The following is a 21,193-nucleotide window of genomic DNA, read 5'->3' on the forward strand; positions in this document are numbered from 1 at the left end:
TATACTTGCTTTTTTATATTGGCGAGTTTTATACTGTGCGATAATGCTGGACGCGATCGCTCACGGGAGACACGGCAACACCGTTGTCATCTTTTGCAAGTGGTATTAGATTTAAGATGGGGAAATATACTTCTTGGAAAATCAGAAAATTTGGCATCGAACTAACAAATTAAATTCGCAATCTCAAATGCCGGCGATATTTCTAGATAAAGATGGCACTTTAATTGAAAATGTACCAAACAATGTTGATCCGCAATTAATCGAAATGAAAATCGGTGCTATTGAAGGATTACAAATACTTAGCAAAGCTGGATATAAATTAATTGTGATTACTAACCAGTCGGGAGTAGCACGGGATTATTTCCCAGAATCTGCCTTGGCGGGAGTGGAAGCGCGATTGAATGAAATATTAGAAAAAGCGGATCTATCGCTAGATGGGTTCTACTACTGTCCCCATCATCCAAATGGTGTAATATCTGAGTATGCAATTGCTTGCGAATGCCGTAAACCAAAACCAGGCTTGATTTTACGTGCAGCTAGCGAACAAAATATAGATTTAGCAAATTCTTGGTTTATTGGTGATAATCTCAGTGATGTAGAAGCTGGACATAGTGCAGGGTGTAAAACGATTTTGATAGATCAGGGTAATCAGTCCCAGCCCCAAATGTCTCGTTTAGGAATTGCTGACTATATTTTGGTTAACCTTTCAATAGCAGCACAGGTGATATGTAAGCATTCAGTATCTAATTTTTAGGGTTTCTGGCATGGAGTTATAGAAATTGCTGGAACAGGAAACCTAGAAAAATTTAGATTGATGACAAACAATCTGCCATTCTGGTCAAATAATTCGTCGTTCTACAGTAGACTTCTCAAACATGCTGCACCAATATAATAAATAGTTCCTTATCGTCTAGTGCTTAAAATGGCTGTACCTGCTGGAATCCGCCTTTTTGCCATGCTTTGAGCGCACATTCATTAAATGCTGCCACTGTAATGCGAGAGAGGGTGGGATTAAACTTTGAACGTGCAAAACTTGAGGACATCTGCAATCATAGCCTCTCAACAGGAATGTAGCTTAGGAAATACCAATGAATTTAACCATTCAACAGATTGTGCCGGAGGACGTTGCATTAATGGAAGCTTTATTAGCGACCTTTGGTGAGGCGTTCGATCAGGTGGAAACCTATGGGAATCCGCCTAGTGCAGATTATCTGCTGCAACTGCTTGATAGTGACTACTTCATTGCGATCGCCGCATTGAAAGAAGGTGAGGTCGTTGGTGGTCTTACTGCCTACGAGCTTAAAAAGTTCGAGCAGGAGCGCAGTGAGATTTATATCTACGATCTAGCTGTTGCTGCTGCACACCGACGGCAGGGGATCGCAACGGCATTAATTCAGAAGCTGAAGGAAGTAGCAGCAGCATGTGGAGCTTATGTCATTTTCGTCCAGGCGGATATCGGTGACGATCCAGCTATTAAACTTTATACAAAGCTGGGCGAGCGCGAAGACGTATTGCATTTCGACATACCAGTTAATGGCGGCAATAACAATGCCTAACGCTTATTTGAGTAGTGGCTTTTCGAGAAGTCATACTAGAGAGCAGGTCAATTTTTTACAATCTTTCTAAATCCTGGTTGAGTCATAATCAGCGATCAAACGCAGTTTTTTTTCGTGCGAAAACCCTATGAAAATTTGCGGTTACTAGATAAAATTTGGACGAGAGAAAATATGCAAGTGTTTGAATTAATTTCCATCTTGGAAAAAGATGGCGAACAAGATTTTTAATCAAGATGCGTTCGCTATGGCAATTGTGCGGATTCATGAAGTTAGCTGATTAATAAGTCCCGCATAAACACTGATTCATTCCTGCTGCCTTTCAGTAAAACTGCATTATACAAGTTTTGAAGGTGCATTTATGACTGATACTGCAATGTTAGATAACCGTATAAATAAGCAAATAAAATTTGAACCATTAGAATCGACAGTAGCAGCAACAGAAGAAGAGTCAGTAATATTAGCCGAAAAGCTCACACAGGTGGCAATTCCTTTAGAGGTATTGTTACAAGCCCTGAATATAGCGAAATACGATAAGGCAGCAGCTTTTCGCTACGCTGACCAATATCTAAACAATATCAAAAAGTCAAAATGGGTTATTATCAAAACGGCTTGAAATTTTCCCATAAAACGCTCGGCTGAATATTTTTCTCCTGATGTAAATTCTCAGTTTCGATTATTCCAGCATCATTTTTCGCCATCATGGTCAACAACTTTACAAGCCTTACCTCTGTATCCTGCGTCCTTGACAATATGATTCAGTTTTAAGGCAGATTCTAATGCTTCAGTTCTATCAGGCAAATTGGTTAACACATCCGCTTTTGTGCCAGAATTAGATTCTATACAGAAACGTTGAATGTTGATATAAAACTTTACATACTTGGTTAGAGTAATTCTAAAAAGCCAAAAATAGTCAACATAACATCATCTCCTCAAGCCAATGAACATAACTGATTTTTTGACACATACATGGGGAGCATCCAGTTTTGGCAGAAAGACTCAAATAGCAAGTAAACCATTGAGATAAGCACAACGAAGGGAAAGGATTTGGTTGACGCTTTCAACATTCCACTGTGCGCCGGAAATTTTAATCCTTGCTCCAATCTGTTTAATAGCAGACTCGACATAACCAGAACCAATAGAACACAGTTGTTCAGCTTGTGTAATAGCTGTAGTTAATAATGCGAGAGCGATGTTTTTACTAGATTTGCGATAAACTTCTTAACTTGTTTGCCTCGGCAATTATTAAATAAAGCCTGAATTGGCTCTATCTGACCTTGCCACAATAAACATAATTAGGCAGATGGATGAATTTATCTTTGAAGCTACGGGCGAACGTTGTAAAACAGCGATGGCTGCGCCCGCCGAAGGCATCGCACTTTTTTTGTCCGACCTCACAAAATCGCATTGCTCCCAGTGAAGCAGATAATACCAAATCGTTCAACAGAAGTAACATACTGCATACTTAAAGACTCCTCAAAATCACGATATTCTTGCCAAAACTCTTCCTCTAGTAGCGATGGTAGAGTCATCATCTAGTCAATGAAACCGAATAAGTTAAGAGGTTATTGCAGACGTGGCAATTGGAACACGTGTACGCAGATAAAGCATGGTTTAATGCTAGGTTCATTAGCAATATAAAGATACAAAGCAAAAATGCCAGATTGCGATCGCTATTCATGCATAGTCTGTAATTGTGCGATCCGTTCCGCACTTTCTATCACTCTAGGAAAAGAAATATGATAGACTCTAGAAAGTTTGAAAAATTTTTCATATCAATGATTATTCAAGCCATAGCAAGGATAAGTGATGAACTTTAAAAATGCATCATCTACAGACTTTTGCGCCCGTCAACTTAAAGCTTTAGCAGATACGACACGTCTATCTGTTGTGAAAATTCTCATGGAAGGCCCGAAACACGTCGGAGAACTGAATGCTGTCTTGAAGCTAGAGCAGAGTTTGTTATCCCACCATTTAAAAATTTTGCGGTCAGCAGGTTTTGTGGAGGCGACACGAGATGGCAAGGCAGTACTTTATCATTTTGTACCGACGATTCGACAGGTCAACACTGGTAAAGCAATTGATTTAGGCTGTTGTCTGCTCTGTTTTGAATAAAAATTTAGACGCAATTTTTCGATGAAACAACTCAAAACCCTAGCATTTATTACTGTCGGTTTCACAATTTGCTTGGGACTACTATCTTGTACGCAATCTTCAAAAACAGCTACTCAACCAACCAATCAATTACAGGGAAAGTTAGTTTTAACAGGCTCTAGTACAGTAGCACCGTTGGCAGCAGAAATTGGTAAGCGATTTGAATCAGAGCATCCTGATGTACGAGTGGATGTGCAAACAGGAGGTTCATCTCGCGGTATTGCTGATGCGCGTACAGGCGTTGCTAACATTGGGATGGCATCTCGTAGCCTCAAAGAGGAAGAAAAAGACTTAAAAGCTTTTGCTATTGCCCGCGATGGAATTGGCATTATTTTGCATAAAGAAAATTCCATAAAATCCCTCTCAAATCAACAAGTTATCGATATTTACACTGGTAAGATTAACAACTGGCAACAAGTTAGTGGCAAAAATGCACCGATTACAGTTGTCAACAAAGCTGAGGGACGTTCTACCCTCGAATTGTTTCTTGGCTACTTCAAACTTAAGAATAGCGATATCAAATCATCGGTTGTGATTGGGGACAATCAGCAAGGCATTAAGACAGTAGCAGGTAATCCTAACGCCATTGGATATGTATCTATTGGTACTGCTGAATTTAGTATCAACAACGGCGATCCGATTAAGTTATTGCCTTTGAATAGAGTCGCAGCTACCACAGAAAATGTCCGAAATGGGAAGTTTCCACTTTCCCGTCCCCTGAATTTGGTTACTAAAACTCAGCCGGCAGGGTTAGAGCGAGCATTTATTGAGTTTGCACAGTCGCCGCAAGTCCATGAAATTGTTAAAAAGCAAGATTTTGTCCCCGTCTCAAAGTGATATCGTTCTTCTGTGGATATTACGGCTATTAGCTCTAATCACAAGTATTATTGTTGCATTAATTACCGGATTCTTATTACTCGAAGCATTGCCAATACTGCGACAAGTAGGATGGTTGCGTTTTGTCAGCGATCGCTCTTGGCATCCAGCTGAAGGATTATATAACCTGATGCCGATGCTGTGGGGAAGTCTGTTGGTGACACTCGGTTCTGTACTGTTGGCTGCACCTTTAGGGATTGGCTCGGCAATATTTTGTCAGTATTATGCTCCTCCTTTGGTTGGCGGATTTTATCGGCAGTTAATTGAGTTACTGGCGGGTATTCCTTCTGTAGTTTACGGGTTTTGGGGTTTGGTTGTCCTCGTGCCACTGATTGGCAAACTCCAACCACCAGGAGCTAGCCTGCTAGCGGGAATCGCTATTTTGACATTAATGATTTTGCCAACGATCGCCTTAACAGCACAAGCCAGTTTTTCTGAAGTCCCGACTGAGTATTTACAGGGTGCAGCCGCTTTAGGAATTTCTCGCTGGGCAACAATCAGAAGCGTTGTTTTAACGGCTGCTAAGTCTGGTATATTTACTGGTTTGATTTTAGGAACGGGACGGGCCATTGGCGAAACAATGGCAGTCTTGATGGTTTGTGGCAATGTCGTCCAAATACCCACAAGCTTATTTGACCCCCTTCGCACCCTCACTGCCAATATTGCTTTAGAAATGGCTTATGCCACAGGAAATCACCGTTCAGCACTGTTTGTCAGTGGCTTGTTGCTGATGGTGGCGATCGCCGCTTTAGTAGGCGTTGCCGAAGTTATAAGCAGGAAAAACATTTATGGCTAAAAAATCGCTTCCACTACCTACTCTTGTCCTTTGGGCGATCGCTTTATTTGTCAGTGCCGTTTTCTGCTGGATTTTAGGCGATATCGTGTGGCACGGTGTAGGGCACATTTCCTGGGAATTTTTGACAACTGAACCTCGGAATGCGGGACGAGAGGGAGGAATTGCCCCGATTCTGATTTCTACTTGTCTGATATTGGGGGTTTGTATGGCGGTTTCTCTCCCCCTTGGTGTTGGTACTGCCGTACTGTTAGCCGAGTTTACTGCCACTGAAAGTGTCTTTGGGCGTTTAGTGCGTCGCAGTTTGGATGTGTTGGCGGGAGTCCCATCTATTGTTTTTGGCTTGTTTGGTAACGCCTTTTTCTCGATTCACTTGGGATTAGGCTTTTCGATTTTGTCCGGTGGGTTGACTTTGGCTTGTATGGTGTTGCCAATTCTGATTCGTTCCACAGAAGCAGGATTTCGGAGTGTTCCGGCTGATTACCGATTAGGGGCTGCGGCTTTAGGATTATCACGCACTACCACATTAGGCAAATTGCTATTACCAGCAGCGACACCTGGATTAGTTGTGGGTTTGGTTCTGGGAATTGGCAGAGCGATCGCTGAGACAGCCGCACTGATTTTTACCAGTGGTTATGTAGATCGAATGCCAGAGTCATTACTTGATTCTGGGCGATCGCTATCGATTCACATTTTCGATTTATCAATGAATGTTGCTGGTGGGGATGCTAACGCCTACGCCTCTGCCTTGGTGTTGTTGATTTTATTGTTGCTGGTAAATGGTATCGCAACGTGGACAGCCCGATCTTGGTTAGGTAGGAGGATTACATCTTAATGAACAAATCGCAACTTAGACAAAATTCTCGGTTATCTCTGCCTTCAATGCAAACCGAGCAGCTGAGTTTATATTATGGCAAAAAAGCTGCTTTTACAGACGTAACCATGCTGATCGCAGCAGGTAAGATTACTGCACTGGTGGGGCCTTCTGGTTGTGGCAAAACCAGTTTTTTGAGTTGTCTCAATCGCTTGACTGATTTAATACCTCATACCAAAGTTGTAGGAAGCATTCGTTTAGATGGTTTAGAAATTCTTAATAATCGGATAGATGCGTTAGCTCCGCTCGCCGAAGGCATCGCCCTACGTCGGCGTGTGGGTACAATCTTTCAAAAGCCAAATCCTTTCCCCTTCTCAATCTGGAAGAATCTGGCATTTCCACTACAAGAACACGGGATCAAAAACCGCGAAAAACTTGATTGGCTGATTGAAACCACACTCCAAGATGTCGGACTGTGGAACGAAGTCAAGGATCGACTCCATACCTCTGCCTTATCTCTGTCTGGCGGACAAAAGCAGCGTTTGTGTATTGCTCGTGCTTTAGTTCTGCAACCAGAAGTTTTATTATTTGATGAACCCTGTAGTGCCCTCGATCCGATTTCTAGTGGGGTAGTTGAGGATTTAATTGCCAGTTTGCGAGGACGTTACACAGTGGTAATTGTCACCCACAACCTCGCTCAAGCTAGACGCATTGGCGATTACGCTGCCCTGTTTTGGGTACAAGCAGAAATGGGAAGATTAATCGAGTATGGTACAGTCGAACAGATTTTTACCGCACCACAGAACGATTTGACGGCTGGTTATGTGAATGGTATTCGCGGGTAGTCTTCACATCCACACTGGTAAATATTGTTTCCTACACCCGACACCCAACCCCCCACACCCAGACCTAGCGATAATTTCACGTTTACAAGCGTGCCATTAGTTAGTTGACCATTAATTTAACTCTAGTGTCACTCAGGCGCAATGAGTTTGAGGTGATTACCCCAAAGTTAGAAGAATTTCAGGCTGTTGCTGATGGCTCCTCACCAATTCCCAGTTCCTTCTTACTATGCTTTAACTGTTTCCAAAGTCCCTTAATTTGCTGATAAGCATCTTCTGGGTCAAGCTTACCATTGCTTTCTAAACTGGTGATCATGCTAACTTTTTGAGCAAATTCTTGCAAGTTAGCATTAAACACTAAGTTTTCTGGTTTAACTTGTCCGTAGTAGCGACCACGAGGGGAAAGGAATTTATTTTTGTCTTCCTCATGAGACAATTCTCACTTTTATAGTAATGTAGCCTGTATCAAGAATCGCATTGAGGCAATGTGCGATCCTGTGGTTCTACGCTCCCCTTCACAACCTCATCATTCCATCTCTGAACTCCAAGCTTGCACCTTTGAACACGAACTGTCAAGTTAAAAAGGTGTTGGCGCAACCCACCGCAGGCATCGCTTTGTTGACTTTGAGAATTAGCCAATAGCGATCGCACAATATCCCTGAGCAAGAAATCAAAGGCGATCGCCGCCTACCAAAAAGCCTTACGCCTTGACCCTACTCACCATAATCTGGGATTAGCACTACAAGCTAATAGCTTCACCAATATTGATAATTCATGCTTAATCAAAATTTAAAGAAATTATAGAATAATCTCACCTCTTTTCATAGTATATTTTTCTGCCAGTTTCATCCCCAATAAAGTATATTTTCAATGTCTATCATCGTATAGATACTTTATTTATAAATAATAGTTTAGACTTACAAAACAACAAGCTGGAATACACATCTTAACTTAGTTTTAGCAAGGATAGTAAGGTATATAGAGGCACAGCAAAAAAAGGAAAATGCGAAAATATTTTTCATTTTACCTTCCTTTTTAGTCAAGACCTACACACTGAAAAATTGAAACATCGCTCCCTCAATCAAGCCTTAAAAAAGGGTGACTCTCTAGAGCCTACTTGTTAAGGAGTTGAAAGATATCTTGTGCATAAGTCCTATTACCTTGCCATCGCCCTTATCCCTAAAACTTTCTTTCCAGCAACTAAATTTGGCTTGAGACTCTATAAGAATATGCGAAACGACTCTGGTAAAACTATTTCTATTTGGATGACAACGGCAGAAGTCCCAGATCAACTTGTGCTTACCGAAAATACTCATGCAGATGTGTGCGTTGTCGGTGCTGGGATAGCGGGGATGTCAACTGCTTATATGTTAACCCGTGAAGGTAAGTCAGTAGTCGTGTTAGATGATGGCCCCATTGGTGGTGGTCAAACGGCAAGAACAACGGCACACCTATCGAACGTGCTAAGTTATCCCTACCACGAACTGGAGCAAATACACGGTAAAGAGGGTGCAAAACTTGTTGCCCAAAGTCATGCAACAGCAATTAATACTATAGAGGCGATCGCAACTCAAGAAAACATTAACTGTGACTTTGAGCGACTTGACGGCTATCTTTTTCCCCCAGACCTAAAATCAATAGATGAGATTCAGCAGGAGTTAGAAGCAGTACATCGAGTTGGACTGACTGATGTAGAAATGGTGAAAAAAGCGCCGCTAACTGATTTTGATACAGGAGTGTGTCTACGCTTTCCCCAACAAGGACAATTTGACCCGCTGAAGTATCTAAGTGGACTTGCAGAAGCCATTCAACGCCGTGGCGGGAGAATTTACACAGGGACGCACGTAGAAAAAATCAAAGGTGGTTTACCCGCCCGCGTTGAGACGAGCAGTGGTAAAGTTGTAACAGCTGATGCTGTGGTAGTAGCCACCAACTCACCCATCAGTAACTTGGCTACTATGCACTTTAAGCAGGCTCCATATATGACTTTTGTCATCGGTGCAAAAGTGCCTCACGATTCTGTTTTTAAAGCACTTTACTGGGATACCCTCGATCCTTACCACTACGTGCGAACGCAAAGCATTGACGAACAGTATGATGTATTAATTGTTGGCGGTGAAGACCACAAAACCGGACAAGCTGACGATGCCTCCTCACGATATGCCAAACTCGAGACATGGACGCGAGAACGTTTCCCGATGGCACAGGAAGTTTTATTTCGCTGGTCAGGTCAGGTAATGAATTCTGATGATGGTATAGCCTACATTGGCAAAAACCCCTTTGATGAGGAAAACGTCTACATCGTCACCGGTGATACAGGCATAGGAATGACCCACGGGACGATCGCAGGCATACTCTTAACTGATTTGATTTTAGGGCGAAAGAATACCTGGGCAGAGCTTTATGACCCATCGCGTGCGAGAATTGGTGGAGTAAGTGATTTTATATCTGAGAATCTCAACGTTGCTGCCCAGTATTTAGAGTGGGTGACACCAGGAGATGTTGATTCCGTCGAAAAAGTCACTCCCGGTACAGGTGCAGTAGTGCGGCGTGGTTTGACAAAAGTCGCAGCCTATCGAGATGAAAACGGTACATTACACGAACATTCTGCAATCTGTACTCACCTCAATTGTATCGTCGCCTGGAATTCTTCAGAAAAAACCTGGGATTGCCCGTGTCACGGTTCGCGGTTTAATACGCAGGGAGAGGTAATCAACGGCCCAGCCATTAATGGACTGACACCAATGGAAAACAAATGAAGTAGGCAGAGATTTTGGTGGGGAACTTAGACCCTTACTCCCTCTGGTTGCCGCAGGAGACAGAGGACAATATTCTTCTATTCCTCCTACCTCCTGCCTCTCTTGTTAAACCCTTAATTCCTTTGGTCGCATCAGTTCTAGGTAAAAATATTGATAAATTTTTTGTTGAGTGGGCAAATAGCTCACTTTTTTATTGTCAATGTAGTAAATATACGGGAACTTATGGTTATGGGTTATGGTCAATATTTGATTAGCGTAGACGTAGACCGTCGCAGTCATCTGTGTCCAATTTAACTTACCTTAACTCTTCGGGAAACCGCTGTTCGCATCTCAAGGTGCGTACAAATGCTGTTATTCGTTGTCATCTGTTCCTAAATTGTCTTTATATATACAATAATTACACTTTTTTAGTCAGATTAACGCAGACATTAAACGCTTTCAAATCCATAAAATGGATGTTTGCTCATGGAAAAATTTTGTGATATTCAACCAAATATTACCATAATTCTTTATATCTATATTAAAAGTTTATGAAAGCTATATCAAACGACACCTCACACATTTTTGCAACCAAAAACCTATATACTGGACTAGACTTTGATCAATTTGAGACTTTTGTTAATTGCAACACCAAAACTATTAATTTTTAGATGAAATACTAGCGTATCTTATAGTCTATAGTTTTTAAGGTTTAGTCAAAACTATATCCAGTATCATCAAAAAACTGCAAACTTCATGTGGTGCAAAAATCAAGCGGGGAGTGAAAACATGAATTTACGTAGAGATGCATTGCAAATCCTCAAAGAAACTAGCCGAACTTTTTATATACCAATTAGTCTTTTACCGCCAGGATTGCAAGAAGCAGTAGCATCAGCATATTTGTGTATGCGTGCCATTGATGAAATTGAAGATCATCCTGAATTAGATAATGTTACTAAAGCGAAGTTATTAAGAAGCATTAGCCTGACATTACAGGCAGGGGTTGATGGCTTCGCGGTAGATGCTTTCTTTGCAGGATTTAGTGGGTATGAGAATTCATTAGAAGAAGTCACTTTGAGCCTTAGAGAATGGTCGCTGCTAGCACCAGACACCATTGCACCTCGAATTTGGGATGCCACTGCTGCAATGGCAGACCGGATGGCTTATTGGGCAGAAAGAAACTGGAAAATTTACACAGAAGCTGATTTGGATCGTTATACCTTTGGGGTTGCAGGTGCAGTGGGATTGTTACTTTCAGACTTATGGGCTTGGTATGATGGAACACAAACGAACCGTACCCAGGCAATTGGATTTGGTCGGGGCTTACAAGCAGTTAATATCCTGCGTAACCATACTGAAGATTTGGGGCGTGGGGTAGAATTCTTCCCAGAGGGTTGGAATGTAGAAAATATGCAAGAGTATGCCCGGCGCAATCTAGCCCTGGCAGAAGCTTATACTAAAGACCTTCCTACTGGCCCAGCCTTAGATTTTTGCCAAATTCCCTTAACCTTGGCTAATGGAACTCTTGACGCCCTTGCTAATGGTAAAGAGAAACTCAGCCGCAGTGATGTTTTTGCCCTTATCGAACAGTTGATTAGTGTAAACATGAAAGCTAGCTAAATTGCCTGCAAATTTGGGCATCCAAAATCCTACAGTGATTTTCTGTTGGATAGCCAGTGTGGTCTTGGGGTTTCTCCAAGTAAAGCAACTGGCATTGGGCACTGCCCTCCAAATTTATCAGTGTAAGTATAATAAATTATCTTGTTCTAGCGAGTGCTTTACGTAAAATTAGCTAAACTTTAGCAACTCTTCAAAGGATTTCCAGCAAAAATGACCTGGCAGGAGTTGATGAATATCTAAATAATTGAAAGGGAGTATAACACTCCCCGTGATTATTCGTGCAGCGAGTTGAGAGTGCATGAGCTACTGCTTAAATCCTACCTGTCCCAATCCAGAAAATTTGGCATATAGCCAAAGGTGTCAGTCTTGTGGCTCGCAACTACTGTTGCGCGATCGCTATCAGGTGATCAAACCATTAGGTCAGGGTGGCTTTGGAGCAACCTTCTTAGCCAATGATCAAGGCCTACCAGGAGAACCGAGTTGCGTAATCAAACAATTACGCCCATCAGGAAGCGCCCCACACGTTTTACAGATGGCCAGAGAACTCTTTGAGCGAGAAGCCAAAACTCTAGGTAAGATTGGCAATCATCCCCAAGTACCAAGATTGTTAGATTATTTTGAAGATCATGAGCAATTCTACTTAGTTCAAGAATACATCAGTGGTGATACCTTGCAGGAGGAGGTCAAACTTAACGGCATCTTGAGCGAAACTGGAGTCAAGCAATTTTTGAGCGAAGTTTTGCCACTTCTCCAATACATCCACGAGCAAAAGGTGATCCACCGTGATATCAAGCCAGCCAACTTAATTCGCCGCACTCAAGATGCCAGAATGGTACTCATCGACTTTGGTGCCGTCAAAAACCAAATCAGCCAAGGTGCGGCAAGTCCATCAGGACAGACAGCATTAACTGCTTATGCCATTGGTACTCCTGGTTTTGCACCTCCAGAGCAAATGGCTATGCGTCCAGTCTACGCCAGTGATATTTATGCACTAGGGGTGACATGCATTTATTTACTGACTAGCAAAACTCCTAAAGATTTAGATTACAATCCCAACACCGGCGAGATGATGTGGGAGCAGCTTGTGCAAGTGAGTGACCACTTGAGCAATGTCTTGCGAAAAATGTTAGACGTGTCTGTACGTAGTCGCTATCAGTCAGCGGCAGAAGTTCTCAGAGCCTTGGAAATAGAACCATACTTAGATAGTTTAGCAAAGGGTTTACTGATTAAATCTGATAGTGGATCTAAAGAGCGAACACATAACTACCTGGAAAATTCTGCTGTTTTATCTAATCACCCTTCTACTGGTGTTAGCAATACAGGAGTAGCACAGGTAGCGGCAGCAATTCGCGCTAGACGAGCCAAGGCAGCAGAAGCAGGTGGATTGCACCAGGGTTCTGGAATGGCCAAATCAACCACTTTAGCTAACAGCAACAGTAATGGTTCACAAGTTCAAAATTCTAGAGTTGAGCGGAAGTTAGATACTCAAAGTTTATTAACAGCCTATCTGAAGGGAAGACGGGATTTTGCCCTACACAATTTAAATTTGCTGAATCTGCAAGGGGCTGACTTATCCCAAACAAATTTCCATTCTGCTCAATTGCAAAAAACCAATCTTCAGGGAGCTAATCTTCACAATAGTGACTTTGGCAGAGCCAGTCTGACTAGAGCAAATCTTAAAGATGCTAATTTGACCAAAGCATACTTTAACCATGCTGATTTAGAAGGGGCAGACCTGCGAGGTGCAGACCTCAGCAATGCTTATCTTAGCAATGCTAACCTCCGAGGAGCTAATTTGTGTGGTGCTAATCTCACCAGTGCCAAAATTTCTGATGAGCAGTTAGCACTAGCAAAAACAAATTGGATGACTGTGCGCCCCAATGGAAAACGAGGTTTATTGTAATTTGAAAGTATGAAGAATGCTGAGTACTCTTTCTTCACTCAGCACTGAATATGGTAAACACTTGTAACTGTTATAGGACTCATATTTGATTTCTGAAAAAACTCAGTACAACTAAGAAGCCTTCTTTCCTGTTGCCTATTGCCTATTGCCTATTCCCTATTCCCTGCCTACGCAAATCAGTTCAGAAATCAAAGCGGATTCCTATATACCAATTAAATTAATGATTGCAACACATCCTTGGGTAAAGACGCGATGAATCGCGTCTCTACAAATGGTCTATTTGTCGCATTCTTTTTTCAAATTGGTATTAAAAACCACTTTGAGGAGTTTCTGTAGCATTAGGACTCTCTGTAGTGGCAGGTTGGTTAGTATCAGGAAGTTTTTGTTCGGTACTCTTGTGATTACCTTGATTTTCTACTTTCGGTAATGCCTGTTTTGCTAGATTTTCGGCTGCTTGTTTAAATAATGGTTCTATTTTGTTTCGCCAATATTGAGTATTAGGCAATTTTTCTGGATGGTTTCTATAATCTAAAACTTTATCCCATTTACCATCATCTATTGCTTTGTTGATCTCATTAGATAACGCCTCCGCCTTAGCCCAATCTTCCTGCCACTGAGCAATCATTTTGCCTGTCTCTTGGATACCAGAAGCAGCATTTGCTGGAATCGATCTTAAAAGTGCGATCGCTCCAACTATATCTCCTGATTCGTACTTCTGTCTTGCTTGCTCTATAATATTGGCACTGTTATCGTTAGGCTGCGATCGTTCTGATTTCCCACCATCATCAGTTGACCCTTTTGGCTTTTCTGGTAATGGAGTGACTACATTCCTCGATTTTGGTTTTGCCTTGGGAATTGTTCGAGTCGCAATCAAGCTACTATCATCTACAATCTTAGTTGCAATGCCCTTGTCGCGTAGGCAAGAACCCCATTCTTGATTATTGGTGATCACAGCCGAGTGTGCCCAAGCCAAACGACCAGATTTAAGTTTAACTTCTATCCAACCTCGTCTTGTCCGCTTGCCAGTCACCTCGAAATTGGTGTTATCAGCAACAGTTTGCAAAACATTATCAGAATTTATCGAACTAGGTTCAGAACGAATATTAGAATTTCCGACGACAACAGCCGAGCATTTGTTTGCTAAGGCGGTATCCTTACCTGTAAGATTTAAAGCTAAATTTTTTACATTTGGATATACATTTGCTACCAAGGCAGCCGCACCACCCGCCAATAATATACCGATTAATATCGGCCAGGGGTCGGATTTACTAGAGTCTTTACGCGCAGGTTTCGCGGGGACAGGATTTGCTGGTGCAACTGCAACAGTTTGCAACCGAGATACTTGAGGCTGAGATTTGCCTGCTTGGTAACTAGAATTTTTAGCGGCTTCTTGAGGTGTGGAAAGTGTAGGTATAGGATTAATCGCGTCTTTACACGCTTGCAGTGCTTCTGTAGCGTTTTGGTAGCGGTCTTTGAAGTGATAACGCACCATCTTAGTCAAGACTGCCGCCAGTCGATGGTTTACGGTTACGGAATGACGCCAGATGATTTCCCCCGTTTCTGGGTCTTCTTGCAATTCTGTCGGCTGTAATCCTGTTAGTGCTTGAATGGCAATGATGCCAAGGGAATAGATGTCGCTGTTAGGACGGGGTTTACCTTGCCCTTGTTCTGTGGGCATATAGCCAGGAGTGCCGATAACTACTGTGGCAGAGGCTTGTCCGCCCACTGTTACCATCTGTGTACGCAGTTGCTTCACTGCTCCAAAATCAACTAAAACGAACTTATTATCTGAGGCGCGACGGATGATATTATCCGGTTTGATATCGCGGTGAATCACGCCTTGGCGATGGACAAATTCGAGAATTTCCAGAACTTCCTGCAACAGTTGAATTACTCGGCTTTCATTCCAGCGCTTACCAGGTATAAGTTCTTCAGCTAGGGTGTGTCCTTCAATATATTCTTGTACTAAATAGAATTCTTGGTTTTCGTCAAAATACGCTAGTAGCCTGGGTATTTGGTCATGGTTGCCCAGTTTTTCTAAGGTTTCAGCTTCGCTGTTGAACAGGCGTTTAGCAGTATCAAAAACTCTGGGGTCAGTTCCGGGTTTGAGGTGCTTGACAACGCAAATAGGGTTGCCGGGCCGCCTAGTATCTTGGGCAATGTATGTTTGACCAAATCCTCCCATCGCGAGGACTCGAATTACTTGGTAACGATGGTCTAGTAGCTTGCCTATCATATTCCCTCCCCAGAGTTATTACCTAATTTTCCAGCTGGTAATAAATATCTCCAAATTTTCTTCAATGAAATCCGCTATCTTGAGAAAAGATTTAGATTAAAAACGCAGCTTTTTAATAAACGCAGACTGTTTATTTTTCTTTTAGTGCCCCTGTTTATTACCAATGCCACCTAAAATAACAAATCCAGTTGCATGGCAGCAGGCTGAAATTCTCATGCAACCTGCTTTCATTCGCGTTATCGACAACATCCGCAAGCAGCTTGATGAATCTTCCTGGACGGGAACTTACCATGATGTCCTGATTTGGCCGCCTAGCACCACTGATGAAATCAAAGCATTGGTGACTGAACTGTTGCAAGCAATGGAAACTGCAACGCCCCAAGAAGCAGATGAAATCAGAAAGACTCTGACTCGTCTGCCGATGCCCCATCCAGGATATCATCTACGTTTGCAGCGTCAACAGCAAGAAGCAAGTATCGATTTGTGGGAACTGTGTTATGAAGTGTGTTTTCTTGAATACACCCCACAAAAGGAATCTGCTGATATTGATACTAGTTTAATTGATGAACTTGGTGAAGTGGATTGGTTGCGTTTGGATGCTAAGTCAAAGGCGTTAGTTGAGCAGGCGTTTGCTAAATTGCCAGAAGGGTAATAAATGCCCTCAGAATAGAATTCTGGGGCTATACAAACGAAACCCACCTGCGTGGGTTAATGAGGTAAGGAAAGCACCTCGCAAAGTAGAGGTGTTGAAATTGTTGCTGGCTGGATACACTAATGATGAGATTGCTCAGTCTAGGGGACGTGCAGAAGGAACTGTACGCAAGCAAATCTCAAATAGACAGTATCAATAAAGATACCAACAGATACATTGCGATCGCTCCAAAAAGTAGCAGCCAGTCAAGATATGTCGCCTAAAGCCTTGCTCAAGTTATATATTGGGCAGGGTTTGCGGCAAGATTTAGCCAAGTTATGATCTGAGTAATTACTGGAATAAACTGTGCTTTTTATGAGAGTGTTGCACAGGTAAAGATGTTTATAGGTACTTTTCGTAATTTAGGCGATCGCTTTAACCATAACCCCTTTCACTTCTACGCCGCCCTTACAAACTCTCAAACTCTTCTACACTTATCCCAGCTTGTCGTAAAATACTGCACAGCGTACCGATAGTAATTTCTCGATGACGAGGTATGATCGCAGTACGGGTTCCTTCATCGGTAGATTTGACAAATTTTACGTGACTACCCTTTTGGCTAACTTCCTCAAAGCCTGCTGCCTCTAATCTACGCTTAACCTCACGATAAGGTAATGGTTTAAGCGGCATCTATTTCTACCTGAAGTGTCTTAATTTGAGGAATAATAGTAGCTACTGGTGGTTCAAAATGCAGTGACAGAGCTTCTTCAAGATTAGCCAATGCCTCAGTTTCAGTCTCGCCCTGGCTAGCAATATCAATCTCCAAGCACTGTGCTACAAACCAGTTACTTTCCTGCCATACACTTGCAGTAAAAGTTCGTTTCATAAGTTTTTATTGTTCGGCACTTTCTGTTGATTTGATTATACGCCAGAAGAAAACCAGAGGTAGATTGAAGCCGCAAACGCTTATTTGCTAAGATTTCCAGTGCGACAACATTGAAACAGGGCAAGTTCTCATCACCATGCCAACATCTACAATTGACGATCAAGACGCAGCAGCTATCGAAGCCGCCAGAGTTGGGGTTGCAATCTGCGATCGCACCGCCTGGGGACGCATCAAGGTATCTGGCGACGATCGCCTCAATTTTTTACACAACCAAAGTACTAACAATTTCCAAATACTCCAGCCTGGACAAGGTTGTGATACGGTTTTTGTCACTTCCACAGCCAGAACAATTGATTTAGCAACCGCCTATGTTCGAGAAGATGCGGTAATCTTGCTGGTTTCACCCAACCGCCGCCAGTTTCTTATGGAATGGCTGGATAAATATATTTTCTATGCCGATAAGGTGGAATTATCTGATATCACAGAATACACCAACACCTTCAGCCTGATTGGCCCAGGAAGCGATGCTGTTTTAGAAAAGTTGGGTATTGGCGAACTTATCGGGCAACCTTACGGTAGTCATCAAGTATACACCATCGCTCCGGCTGAAGGAGTGCGGGTTGCTGTGGGTAGTGGGTTAGCTGCTCCCGGATACACCTTCACTTTCCCATATACTGACAAAGAAACGGTGTGGAATAAATTGTTAGAAGCTGGGGCGATAGAAATGAGCGATCGCGCCTGGGATACTTTGCGAATCTTACAAGGTCGCCCCGCCCCAGATTCGGAACTCACAGATGATTACAATCCTTTGGAAGTTGGTTTGTGGCAAACAATTTCTTTTAATAAAGGTTGCTATATTGGGCAAGAAACCATCGCCAGATTAAATACATATAAAGGTGTAAAGCAACACTTACTTGGTATTCGTCTCAGTGCTCCTGCGGAAATTGGAAGTGCGATCGCAGTTGGAGATGAAAAGGTTGGCAAACTTACCAGTTACACCCAAACCGCTGATGGTTACTTTGGATTGGGTTATATTCGCACTAAAGCTGGTGGCGTGGGCTTAAAAGTCCAAGTGGGAGAAACTGAGGGTGAAGTAGTAGAAATCCCTTTTGTTTCTCACGAGTACCCGTAATTTGTAATTCGTAATTCGTAATTCGTAATTCGTAATTAAGAAAGAACAGAGATGCGTTAGCGTAGCGTGGTACGCTAACGCGTCTCTAGTGGTAATTGCTTTTTGGTACTTCATCTATTGTTATGATTGTTCAAATAAAAATATCGTCTTTATCGTCCCATCTAGTACCTTGACAAAATTCATCTACCCAAGAGGCTAGACTACGGGCATTAGTGGCTGATAAATTCACTTTGCTTTTAACGTCTTGTGGTTGAATATTCGGATGTTTGCCGTTGCTTTTAAGCTCAGTAGTAATTGATAGCGATCGCACTGGTTTGCCGTTGCTGTTAATCTCGGTGGTAATTGCCAGAAATGCACCTAAAGGAAGTCGCCCAGATGGCGAAGTCTGACGACTACGCACTGGTTTACTGTTGCTAGAAACCTCTGTTGCTAATACTAGAGATGGCATAGTTTTGGCTTTACTATTAACCTCAGTGGTCATTGTCAGCGATGCTCCTGAAGGGAGGCGTTTAAGGGGTGATTGTAGTGGCTGATATTCACTGATAAAACCCGATGATGGAGTTTTTACTGGAGTATCTGGAGCCGTTTTAGTTGCAAATGCAACTACCAACTCAGGTTTGCGTGTACGAACTACCTCAGTATCAGTATTAGCTGTAAATGATGGCACTGGTTGATCGGCGTGCGGCAAGTTTGAGTCTAGAATTTCAGCGAGAGAATGAGACGCAATCTTGCTAGCAGTTACAACCGATGACACATCTTTATCCTCAGAATATTTCTGGTATGGCGACTCGCTGTCAACTTGGCTTGTAGCCACAGAAAGTTCTGATTTTATTAAACGTAACTCTTCATCAGGATTAAAATTAAGACCTAAAGCGATGACTATTTTATCTGGATCGTTATTCAGATCCAGCATAAAAGCAAGTATTTCATCAAACTGGGGTTCCAAAACAGACAGGGTTGCCAAAATAAAACCGGACAAAGGACGCCGCAGACCATCATAAGTCCCCCAAACTCGCATTTTTACCAGCCAGGAAATATTTTGATCGTAGTAAATCAGCCATTTGTGTTTTAAGGATTGACGCAGATTTTGGATATTCATTAGATGCCTCGCTTCAGTCAACAAGATTGCAGACATTGATATTTTTAACAAAACAGAATTTAGAAGTCAGTCACCAGAATGGGCTAAACCTTAGCTATCCGCTAACAGAATTGAATTCTCTATTCTTCTTCAATTTTGGGGATGAAATCGATAATAGAGCATCTGTTTGACTCTTTGTCCACCTAGTAAATGATGTTCTACCAGTAGAGATACTTCATCGGGTTGAACGCCGCTATACCAAACTTCATCGGGTAATATCAGCACCATCGGCCCATTGCCACATTGTCCTAAACAGCTGCTAGCCGTCACCGCCACACCGGGGATTGGCAAAGCGGCAAAAGCTGCTAATACCTTGAGGGCACCTTGCTTTTTGCAGGTGCGATTTTGACAAACCCGTACACATCTAGGAGAAGAGGGTTGGTCTATTATTGGGAAGTTTGATGGTTGAGTTATGTTTGTCATTTGTCATTTGTCCTTTATCATTTGTCATTCGTCAGTTGTCCTTTGCTAATGACTAATGACCAATGACTAATGACTAATCTATTGAAAGTCCTTTTGAGGCTAACCATTCAGGGTTGAATATCCGCGACTGATATCGGGAACCACTATCACATAAAATGGTGACAATGGTATGTCCTGGGCCCAACTGCTTGGCTAAGGCGACAGCAGCCCCAACATTAATACCCGTTGAACCACCCATTAATAGCCCATCTTTTCTCAGCAGTTGGTAAACTACTCGTAAAGCTTCTTGGTCATCGATTTGGATAGCATCATCAGCGGGTGCGCCTTCCATATTGGCTGTGACGCGACCGTTACCAATGCCTTCGGTGATGGAATTTCCTTCTATATTGATTTCGCCAGTTTTGACATAGCTATAAAGTGCACTACCCAGTGGATCGGCAACAACGCATTTAATTGCCGGATTTTGTTCCTTCAAATACAACGCTACCCCAGCATAAGTACCACCAGTACCAGTTGCAGCTGTCCATGCATCTATTTTACCATCTGTCTGCTTCCAAATTTCTGGCCCTGTGGTTTCGTAGTGAGCGTGGCGATTGGCTAAGTTATCAAACTGATTTGCCCAAATGGCATTTTCTAACTCAGCAGCGACTCTGCCAGATAGCTTGACGTAGTTGTTTGGGTCTTTGTACGGTACAGCAGGGATGGGACGAACTTCTGCTCCTAGTGTTGTCAGTGCGTCTATTTTTTCTTGGGACTGAGTATCGGGAATAATAATTAGGCATTTGTAGCCTTTGGCGTTGCAAATATGTGCTAATCCAATGCCAGTATTACCAGCGGTTCCTTCTACGACAGTGCCACCAGGTTTGAGTAGACCTTTCTCTTCTGCGTCTTCGATAATATAAAGTGCGGCGCGGTCTTTGACGGAACCACCGGGATTGAGGAATTCTGCTTTAGCAAGGATTTCACACCCTGTTTCTTCGCTAAAGCTGTTTAAGCGAATCAGAGGTGTGTTACCAATAGCACCGACGAAGCCATTTTTAATATCCATTTTGACTGTACCTGTGTGAGTGTCTATAAAAATTTTGGCTTATAGTGGCCTCAGCATGTAAGCTTTATCCCATTTTTGGTTTCAGAGTACCAGTTGATTGCTTACAAAGAAAGGCAGGAGGCGGGAGGCAGAAAGAACACATGTTTTTACTAAAGTTTCTAAGAGGTTGTTTGAAAAGTCCTCTAGTTGGTAGCAAAACGTTTTAGATCCCCCTAAATTCCCCGATAAATTGAGGGACTTTTAGAAACTTTTCCCCCTTTTCAAGGCTACGGTGTATGCACAAGTCAATAGAAGGCAGAAGGCAGGAGGCAGGAGGCAGAAGGAGGAAAAAGCCACGCCACTTGCGGGTGGGGCTGGAACCTTCCCCCAAAAAATGTTAATCGCCCACAAGGGGCGGGGCTTGAAC

24 protein-coding genes and 1 pseudogene are annotated in these 21,193 nt (G+C 42.6%); 13 read left to right on the plus strand and 12 right to left on the minus strand.

Features of this window, described 5'->3' with window-relative positions; translation table 11 throughout:
- Window positions 1-28: 28 nt before the first annotated feature.
- Window positions 29-157 carry a hypothetical protein gene (locus ACWATR_RS00445; protein WP_255264458.1) on the minus strand — a complete coding sequence of 43 codons (129 nt, stop codon included), beginning with the start codon at window positions 155-157 and terminating at the stop codon, window positions 29-31.
- A 30-nt stretch (window positions 158-187) separates the two neighbouring features.
- On the opposite strand from ACWATR_RS00445, the gene ACWATR_RS00450 reads away from it, so the two are divergent.
- Window positions 188-754: a D-glycero-alpha-D-manno-heptose-1,7-bisphosphate 7-phosphatase gene (locus ACWATR_RS00450; protein WP_460328448.1), complete on the plus strand. Its 567-nt coding sequence runs from the start codon at window positions 188-190 to the stop codon at window positions 752-754.
- Window positions 755-917: 163 nt separating this feature from the next.
- Here the strand turns inward: ACWATR_RS00450 and ACWATR_RS00455 are convergent, their stop codons facing one another.
- Window positions 918-1,043, minus strand: coding sequence for a hypothetical protein (locus ACWATR_RS00455; RefSeq protein ID WP_460328450.1), 126 nt, complete (start codon window positions 1,041-1,043; stop codon window positions 918-920).
- Window positions 1,044-1,088: 45 nt separating this feature from the next.
- Here ACWATR_RS00455 and ACWATR_RS00460 point away from each other — a divergent pair, with 45 nt between their 5' ends.
- Entirely contained in the window at window positions 1,089-1,556 is a 468-nt protein-coding gene (locus tag ACWATR_RS00460) for an AAC(3)-I family aminoglycoside N-acetyltransferase (protein ID WP_460328452.1), read from the plus strand.
- 358 nt (window positions 1,557-1,914) lie between these two features.
- On the plus strand, window positions 1,915-2,169 hold the full coding sequence (locus tag ACWATR_RS00465) for a hypothetical protein (RefSeq protein ID WP_460328454.1): 255 nt from the start codon (window positions 1,915-1,917) through the stop codon (window positions 2,167-2,169).
- 71 nt (window positions 2,170-2,240) lie between these two features.
- Here ACWATR_RS00465 and ACWATR_RS00470 read toward each other — a convergent pair whose 3' ends face one another.
- The 3 genes and pseudogenes from ACWATR_RS00470 to ACWATR_RS00480 all read right to left on the minus strand — a co-directional run bounded on the left by ACWATR_RS00470 (window position 2,241) and on the right by ACWATR_RS00480 (window position 3,088).
- Window positions 2,241-2,366 carry a hypothetical protein gene (locus ACWATR_RS00470; protein WP_460328456.1) on the minus strand — a complete coding sequence of 42 codons (126 nt, stop codon included), beginning with the start codon at window positions 2,364-2,366 and terminating at the stop codon, window positions 2,241-2,243.
- A 186-nt stretch (window positions 2,367-2,552) separates the two neighbouring features.
- Window positions 2,553-2,842: pseudogene (locus ACWATR_RS00475) on the minus strand (ISKra4 family transposase); the annotation flags it as partial.
- A 105-nt stretch (window positions 2,843-2,947) separates the two neighbouring features.
- Complete coding sequence (locus ACWATR_RS00480) at window positions 2,948-3,088, minus strand: hypothetical protein (RefSeq protein WP_460328458.1); 141 nt, start codon at window positions 3,086-3,088, stop codon at window positions 2,948-2,950.
- A gap of 274 nt (window positions 3,089-3,362) precedes the next feature.
- On the opposite strand from ACWATR_RS00480, the gene ACWATR_RS00485 reads away from it, so the two are divergent.
- From ACWATR_RS00485 to ACWATR_RS00505, 5 genes are read left to right on the plus strand one after another with little or no spacing between them, the layout of a single operon-like run.
- Entirely contained in the window at window positions 3,363-3,668 is a 306-nt protein-coding gene (locus tag ACWATR_RS00485; RefSeq protein ID WP_292721949.1) for an ArsR/SmtB family transcription factor, read from the plus strand.
- 21 nt (window positions 3,669-3,689) lie between these two features.
- Window positions 3,690-4,544, plus strand: coding sequence for a phosphate ABC transporter substrate-binding protein (locus tag ACWATR_RS00490; protein WP_460328461.1), 855 nt, complete (start codon window positions 3,690-3,692; stop codon window positions 4,542-4,544).
- Window positions 4,525-5,379, plus strand: a complete 855-nt coding sequence (gene pstC / locus ACWATR_RS00495; protein WP_460328463.1) for a phosphate ABC transporter permease subunit PstC — start codon at window positions 4,525-4,527, stop codon at window positions 5,377-5,379. The genes ACWATR_RS00490 and pstC overlap by 20 nt, the downstream gene beginning before the upstream one ends.
- Window positions 5,372-6,211, plus strand: coding sequence for a phosphate ABC transporter permease PstA (gene pstA / locus ACWATR_RS00500; protein WP_460328464.1), 840 nt, complete (start codon window positions 5,372-5,374; stop codon window positions 6,209-6,211). The genes pstC and pstA overlap by 8 nt, the downstream gene beginning before the upstream one ends.
- Window positions 6,211-7,035 (plus strand): phosphate ABC transporter ATP-binding protein, encoded by an 825-nt coding sequence (locus ACWATR_RS00505; protein WP_460328465.1) that lies wholly within the window; start codon window positions 6,211-6,213, stop codon window positions 7,033-7,035. Before pstA ends, ACWATR_RS00505 begins: the two co-directional genes overlap by 1 nt.
- 178 nt (window positions 7,036-7,213) lie before the next feature.
- On the opposite strand, the gene ACWATR_RS00510 is transcribed toward ACWATR_RS00505, so the two are convergent.
- Window positions 7,214-7,468: a DUF7219 family protein gene (locus ACWATR_RS00510; protein ID WP_460328467.1), complete on the minus strand. Its 255-nt coding sequence runs from the start codon at window positions 7,466-7,468 to the stop codon at window positions 7,214-7,216.
- 793 nt (window positions 7,469-8,261) lie between these two features.
- Here ACWATR_RS00510 and ACWATR_RS00515 point away from each other — a divergent pair.
- The 3 genes from ACWATR_RS00515 to ACWATR_RS00525 all read left to right on the plus strand — a co-directional run bounded on the left by ACWATR_RS00515 (window position 8,262) and on the right by ACWATR_RS00525 (window position 13,293).
- Entirely contained in the window at window positions 8,262-9,791 is a 1,530-nt protein-coding gene (locus ACWATR_RS00515; protein WP_460328469.1) for an FAD-dependent oxidoreductase, read from the plus strand.
- A gap of 768 nt (window positions 9,792-10,559) precedes the next feature.
- The gene (locus ACWATR_RS00520) at window positions 10,560-11,390 is read left to right on the plus strand and encodes a squalene/phytoene synthase family protein (protein WP_460328470.1); all 831 of its coding nucleotides are present in this window, start codon (window positions 10,560-10,562) and stop codon (window positions 11,388-11,390) included.
- A gap of 298 nt (window positions 11,391-11,688) precedes the next feature.
- Window positions 11,689-13,293, plus strand: coding sequence for a serine/threonine-protein kinase (locus ACWATR_RS00525; RefSeq protein ID WP_435024779.1), 1,605 nt, complete (start codon window positions 11,689-11,691; stop codon window positions 13,291-13,293).
- 307 nt (window positions 13,294-13,600) lie between these two features.
- On the opposite strand, the gene ACWATR_RS00530 is transcribed toward ACWATR_RS00525, so the two are convergent.
- Entirely contained in the window at window positions 13,601-15,529 is a 1,929-nt protein-coding gene (locus ACWATR_RS00530) for a protein kinase domain-containing protein (protein WP_460328473.1), read from the minus strand.
- Between the two features lie 163 nt (window positions 15,530-15,692).
- Between ACWATR_RS00530 and ACWATR_RS00535 the strand changes: the two genes are divergently transcribed.
- The gene (locus ACWATR_RS00535) at window positions 15,693-16,181 is read left to right on the plus strand and encodes a hypothetical protein (protein ID WP_460328475.1); all 489 of its coding nucleotides are present in this window, start codon (window positions 15,693-15,695) and stop codon (window positions 16,179-16,181) included.
- Between the two features lie 447 nt (window positions 16,182-16,628).
- Here the strand turns inward: ACWATR_RS00535 and ACWATR_RS00540 are convergent, their stop codons facing one another.
- Complete coding sequence (locus tag ACWATR_RS00540) at window positions 16,629-16,850, minus strand: type II toxin-antitoxin system HicA family toxin (RefSeq protein WP_460328477.1); 222 nt, start codon at window positions 16,848-16,850, stop codon at window positions 16,629-16,631.
- On the minus strand, window positions 16,840-17,046 hold the full coding sequence (locus ACWATR_RS00545; RefSeq protein ID WP_460328479.1) for a type II toxin-antitoxin system HicB family antitoxin: 207 nt from the start codon (window positions 17,044-17,046) through the stop codon (window positions 16,840-16,842). Before ACWATR_RS00545 ends, ACWATR_RS00540 begins: the two co-directional genes overlap by 11 nt.
- 136 nt (window positions 17,047-17,182) lie before the next feature.
- On the opposite strand from ACWATR_RS00545, the gene ygfZ reads away from it, so the two are divergent.
- A complete protein-coding gene (gene ygfZ, locus ACWATR_RS00550; RefSeq protein WP_460328482.1) occupies window positions 17,183-18,178 on the plus strand; it encodes a CAF17-like 4Fe-4S cluster assembly/insertion protein YgfZ in 996 nt (331 codons plus the stop codon).
- Between the two features lie 130 nt (window positions 18,179-18,308).
- Here the strand turns inward: ygfZ and ACWATR_RS00555 are convergent, their stop codons facing one another.
- The 3 genes from ACWATR_RS00555 to ACWATR_RS00565 form a co-directional block, all read right to left on the minus strand.
- Window positions 18,309-19,277, minus strand: coding sequence for a DUF5331 domain-containing protein (locus tag ACWATR_RS00555; RefSeq protein WP_460328484.1), 969 nt, complete (start codon window positions 19,275-19,277; stop codon window positions 18,309-18,311).
- Between the two features lie 129 nt (window positions 19,278-19,406).
- Window positions 19,407-19,739 (minus strand): (2Fe-2S) ferredoxin domain-containing protein, encoded by a 333-nt coding sequence (locus ACWATR_RS00560; protein WP_069069889.1) that lies wholly within the window; start codon window positions 19,737-19,739, stop codon window positions 19,407-19,409.
- 73 nt (window positions 19,740-19,812) lie between these two features.
- Window positions 19,813-20,787, minus strand: a complete 975-nt coding sequence (locus tag ACWATR_RS00565; RefSeq protein WP_460328487.1) for a cysteine synthase A — start codon at window positions 20,785-20,787, stop codon at window positions 19,813-19,815.
- Between the last annotated feature and the right edge of the window lie 406 nt (window positions 20,788-21,193).

The sequence above is a fragment of the Nostoc sp. UIC 10890 genome, assembly GCF_054786515.1.

Bases quoted from the DNA above. Each gene is read 5' to 3' on its own strand.
- ACWATR_RS00450 (WP_460328448.1), top strand. From the start codon at position 188: ATGCCGGCGATATTTCTAGATAAAGATGGCACTTTAATTGAAAATGTA.
- ACWATR_RS00505 (WP_460328465.1), top strand. From the start codon at position 6,211: ATGAACAAATCGCAACTTAGACAAAATTCTCGGTTATCTCTGCCTTCA.
- pstA (WP_460328464.1), top strand. From the start codon at position 5,372: ATGGCTAAAAAATCGCTTCCACTACCTACTCTTGTCCTTTGGGCGATC.
- ACWATR_RS00490 (WP_460328461.1), top strand. From the start codon at position 3,690: ATGAAACAACTCAAAACCCTAGCATTTATTACTGTCGGTTTCACAATT.
- ACWATR_RS00545 (WP_460328479.1), bottom strand. From the start codon at position 17,046: ATGAAACGAACTTTTACTGCAAGTGTATGGCAGGAAAGTAACTGGTTT.
- ACWATR_RS00560 (WP_069069889.1), bottom strand. From the start codon at position 19,739: ATGACAAACATAACTCAACCATCAAACTTCCCAATAATAGACCAACCC.
- ACWATR_RS00515 (WP_460328469.1), top strand. From the start codon at position 8,262: ATGCGAAACGACTCTGGTAAAACTATTTCTATTTGGATGACAACGGCA.
- ACWATR_RS00530 (WP_460328473.1), bottom strand. From the start codon at position 15,529: ATGATAGGCAAGCTACTAGACCATCGTTACCAAGTAATTCGAGTCCTC.
- ACWATR_RS00445 (WP_255264458.1), bottom strand. From the start codon at position 157: ATGCCAAATTTTCTGATTTTCCAAGAAGTATATTTCCCCATCTTAAAT.
- ACWATR_RS00555 (WP_460328484.1), bottom strand. From the start codon at position 19,277: ATGAATATCCAAAATCTGCGTCAATCCTTAAAACACAAATGGCTGATT.
- ACWATR_RS00525 (WP_435024779.1), top strand. From the start codon at position 11,689: ATGAGCTACTGCTTAAATCCTACCTGTCCCAATCCAGAAAATTTGGCA.
- ygfZ (WP_460328482.1), top strand. From the start codon at position 17,183: ATGCCAACATCTACAATTGACGATCAAGACGCAGCAGCTATCGAAGCC.
- ACWATR_RS00520 (WP_460328470.1), top strand. From the start codon at position 10,560: ATGAATTTACGTAGAGATGCATTGCAAATCCTCAAAGAAACTAGCCGA.
- ACWATR_RS00535 (WP_460328475.1), top strand. From the start codon at position 15,693: ATGCCACCTAAAATAACAAATCCAGTTGCATGGCAGCAGGCTGAAATT.
- ACWATR_RS00540 (WP_460328477.1), bottom strand. From the start codon at position 16,850: ATGCCGCTTAAACCATTACCTTATCGTGAGGTTAAGCGTAGATTAGAG.
- ACWATR_RS00480 (WP_460328458.1), bottom strand. From the start codon at position 3,088: ATGATGACTCTACCATCGCTACTAGAGGAAGAGTTTTGGCAAGAATAT.
- ACWATR_RS00485 (WP_292721949.1), top strand. From the start codon at position 3,363: ATGAACTTTAAAAATGCATCATCTACAGACTTTTGCGCCCGTCAACTT.
- ACWATR_RS00565 (WP_460328487.1), bottom strand. From the start codon at position 20,787: ATGGATATTAAAAATGGCTTCGTCGGTGCTATTGGTAACACACCTCTG.
- ACWATR_RS00460 (WP_460328452.1), top strand. From the start codon at position 1,089: ATGAATTTAACCATTCAACAGATTGTGCCGGAGGACGTTGCATTAATG.
- ACWATR_RS00465 (WP_460328454.1), top strand. From the start codon at position 1,915: ATGACTGATACTGCAATGTTAGATAACCGTATAAATAAGCAAATAAAA.
- ACWATR_RS00455 (WP_460328450.1), bottom strand. From the start codon at position 1,043: ATGTCCTCAAGTTTTGCACGTTCAAAGTTTAATCCCACCCTCTCTCGC.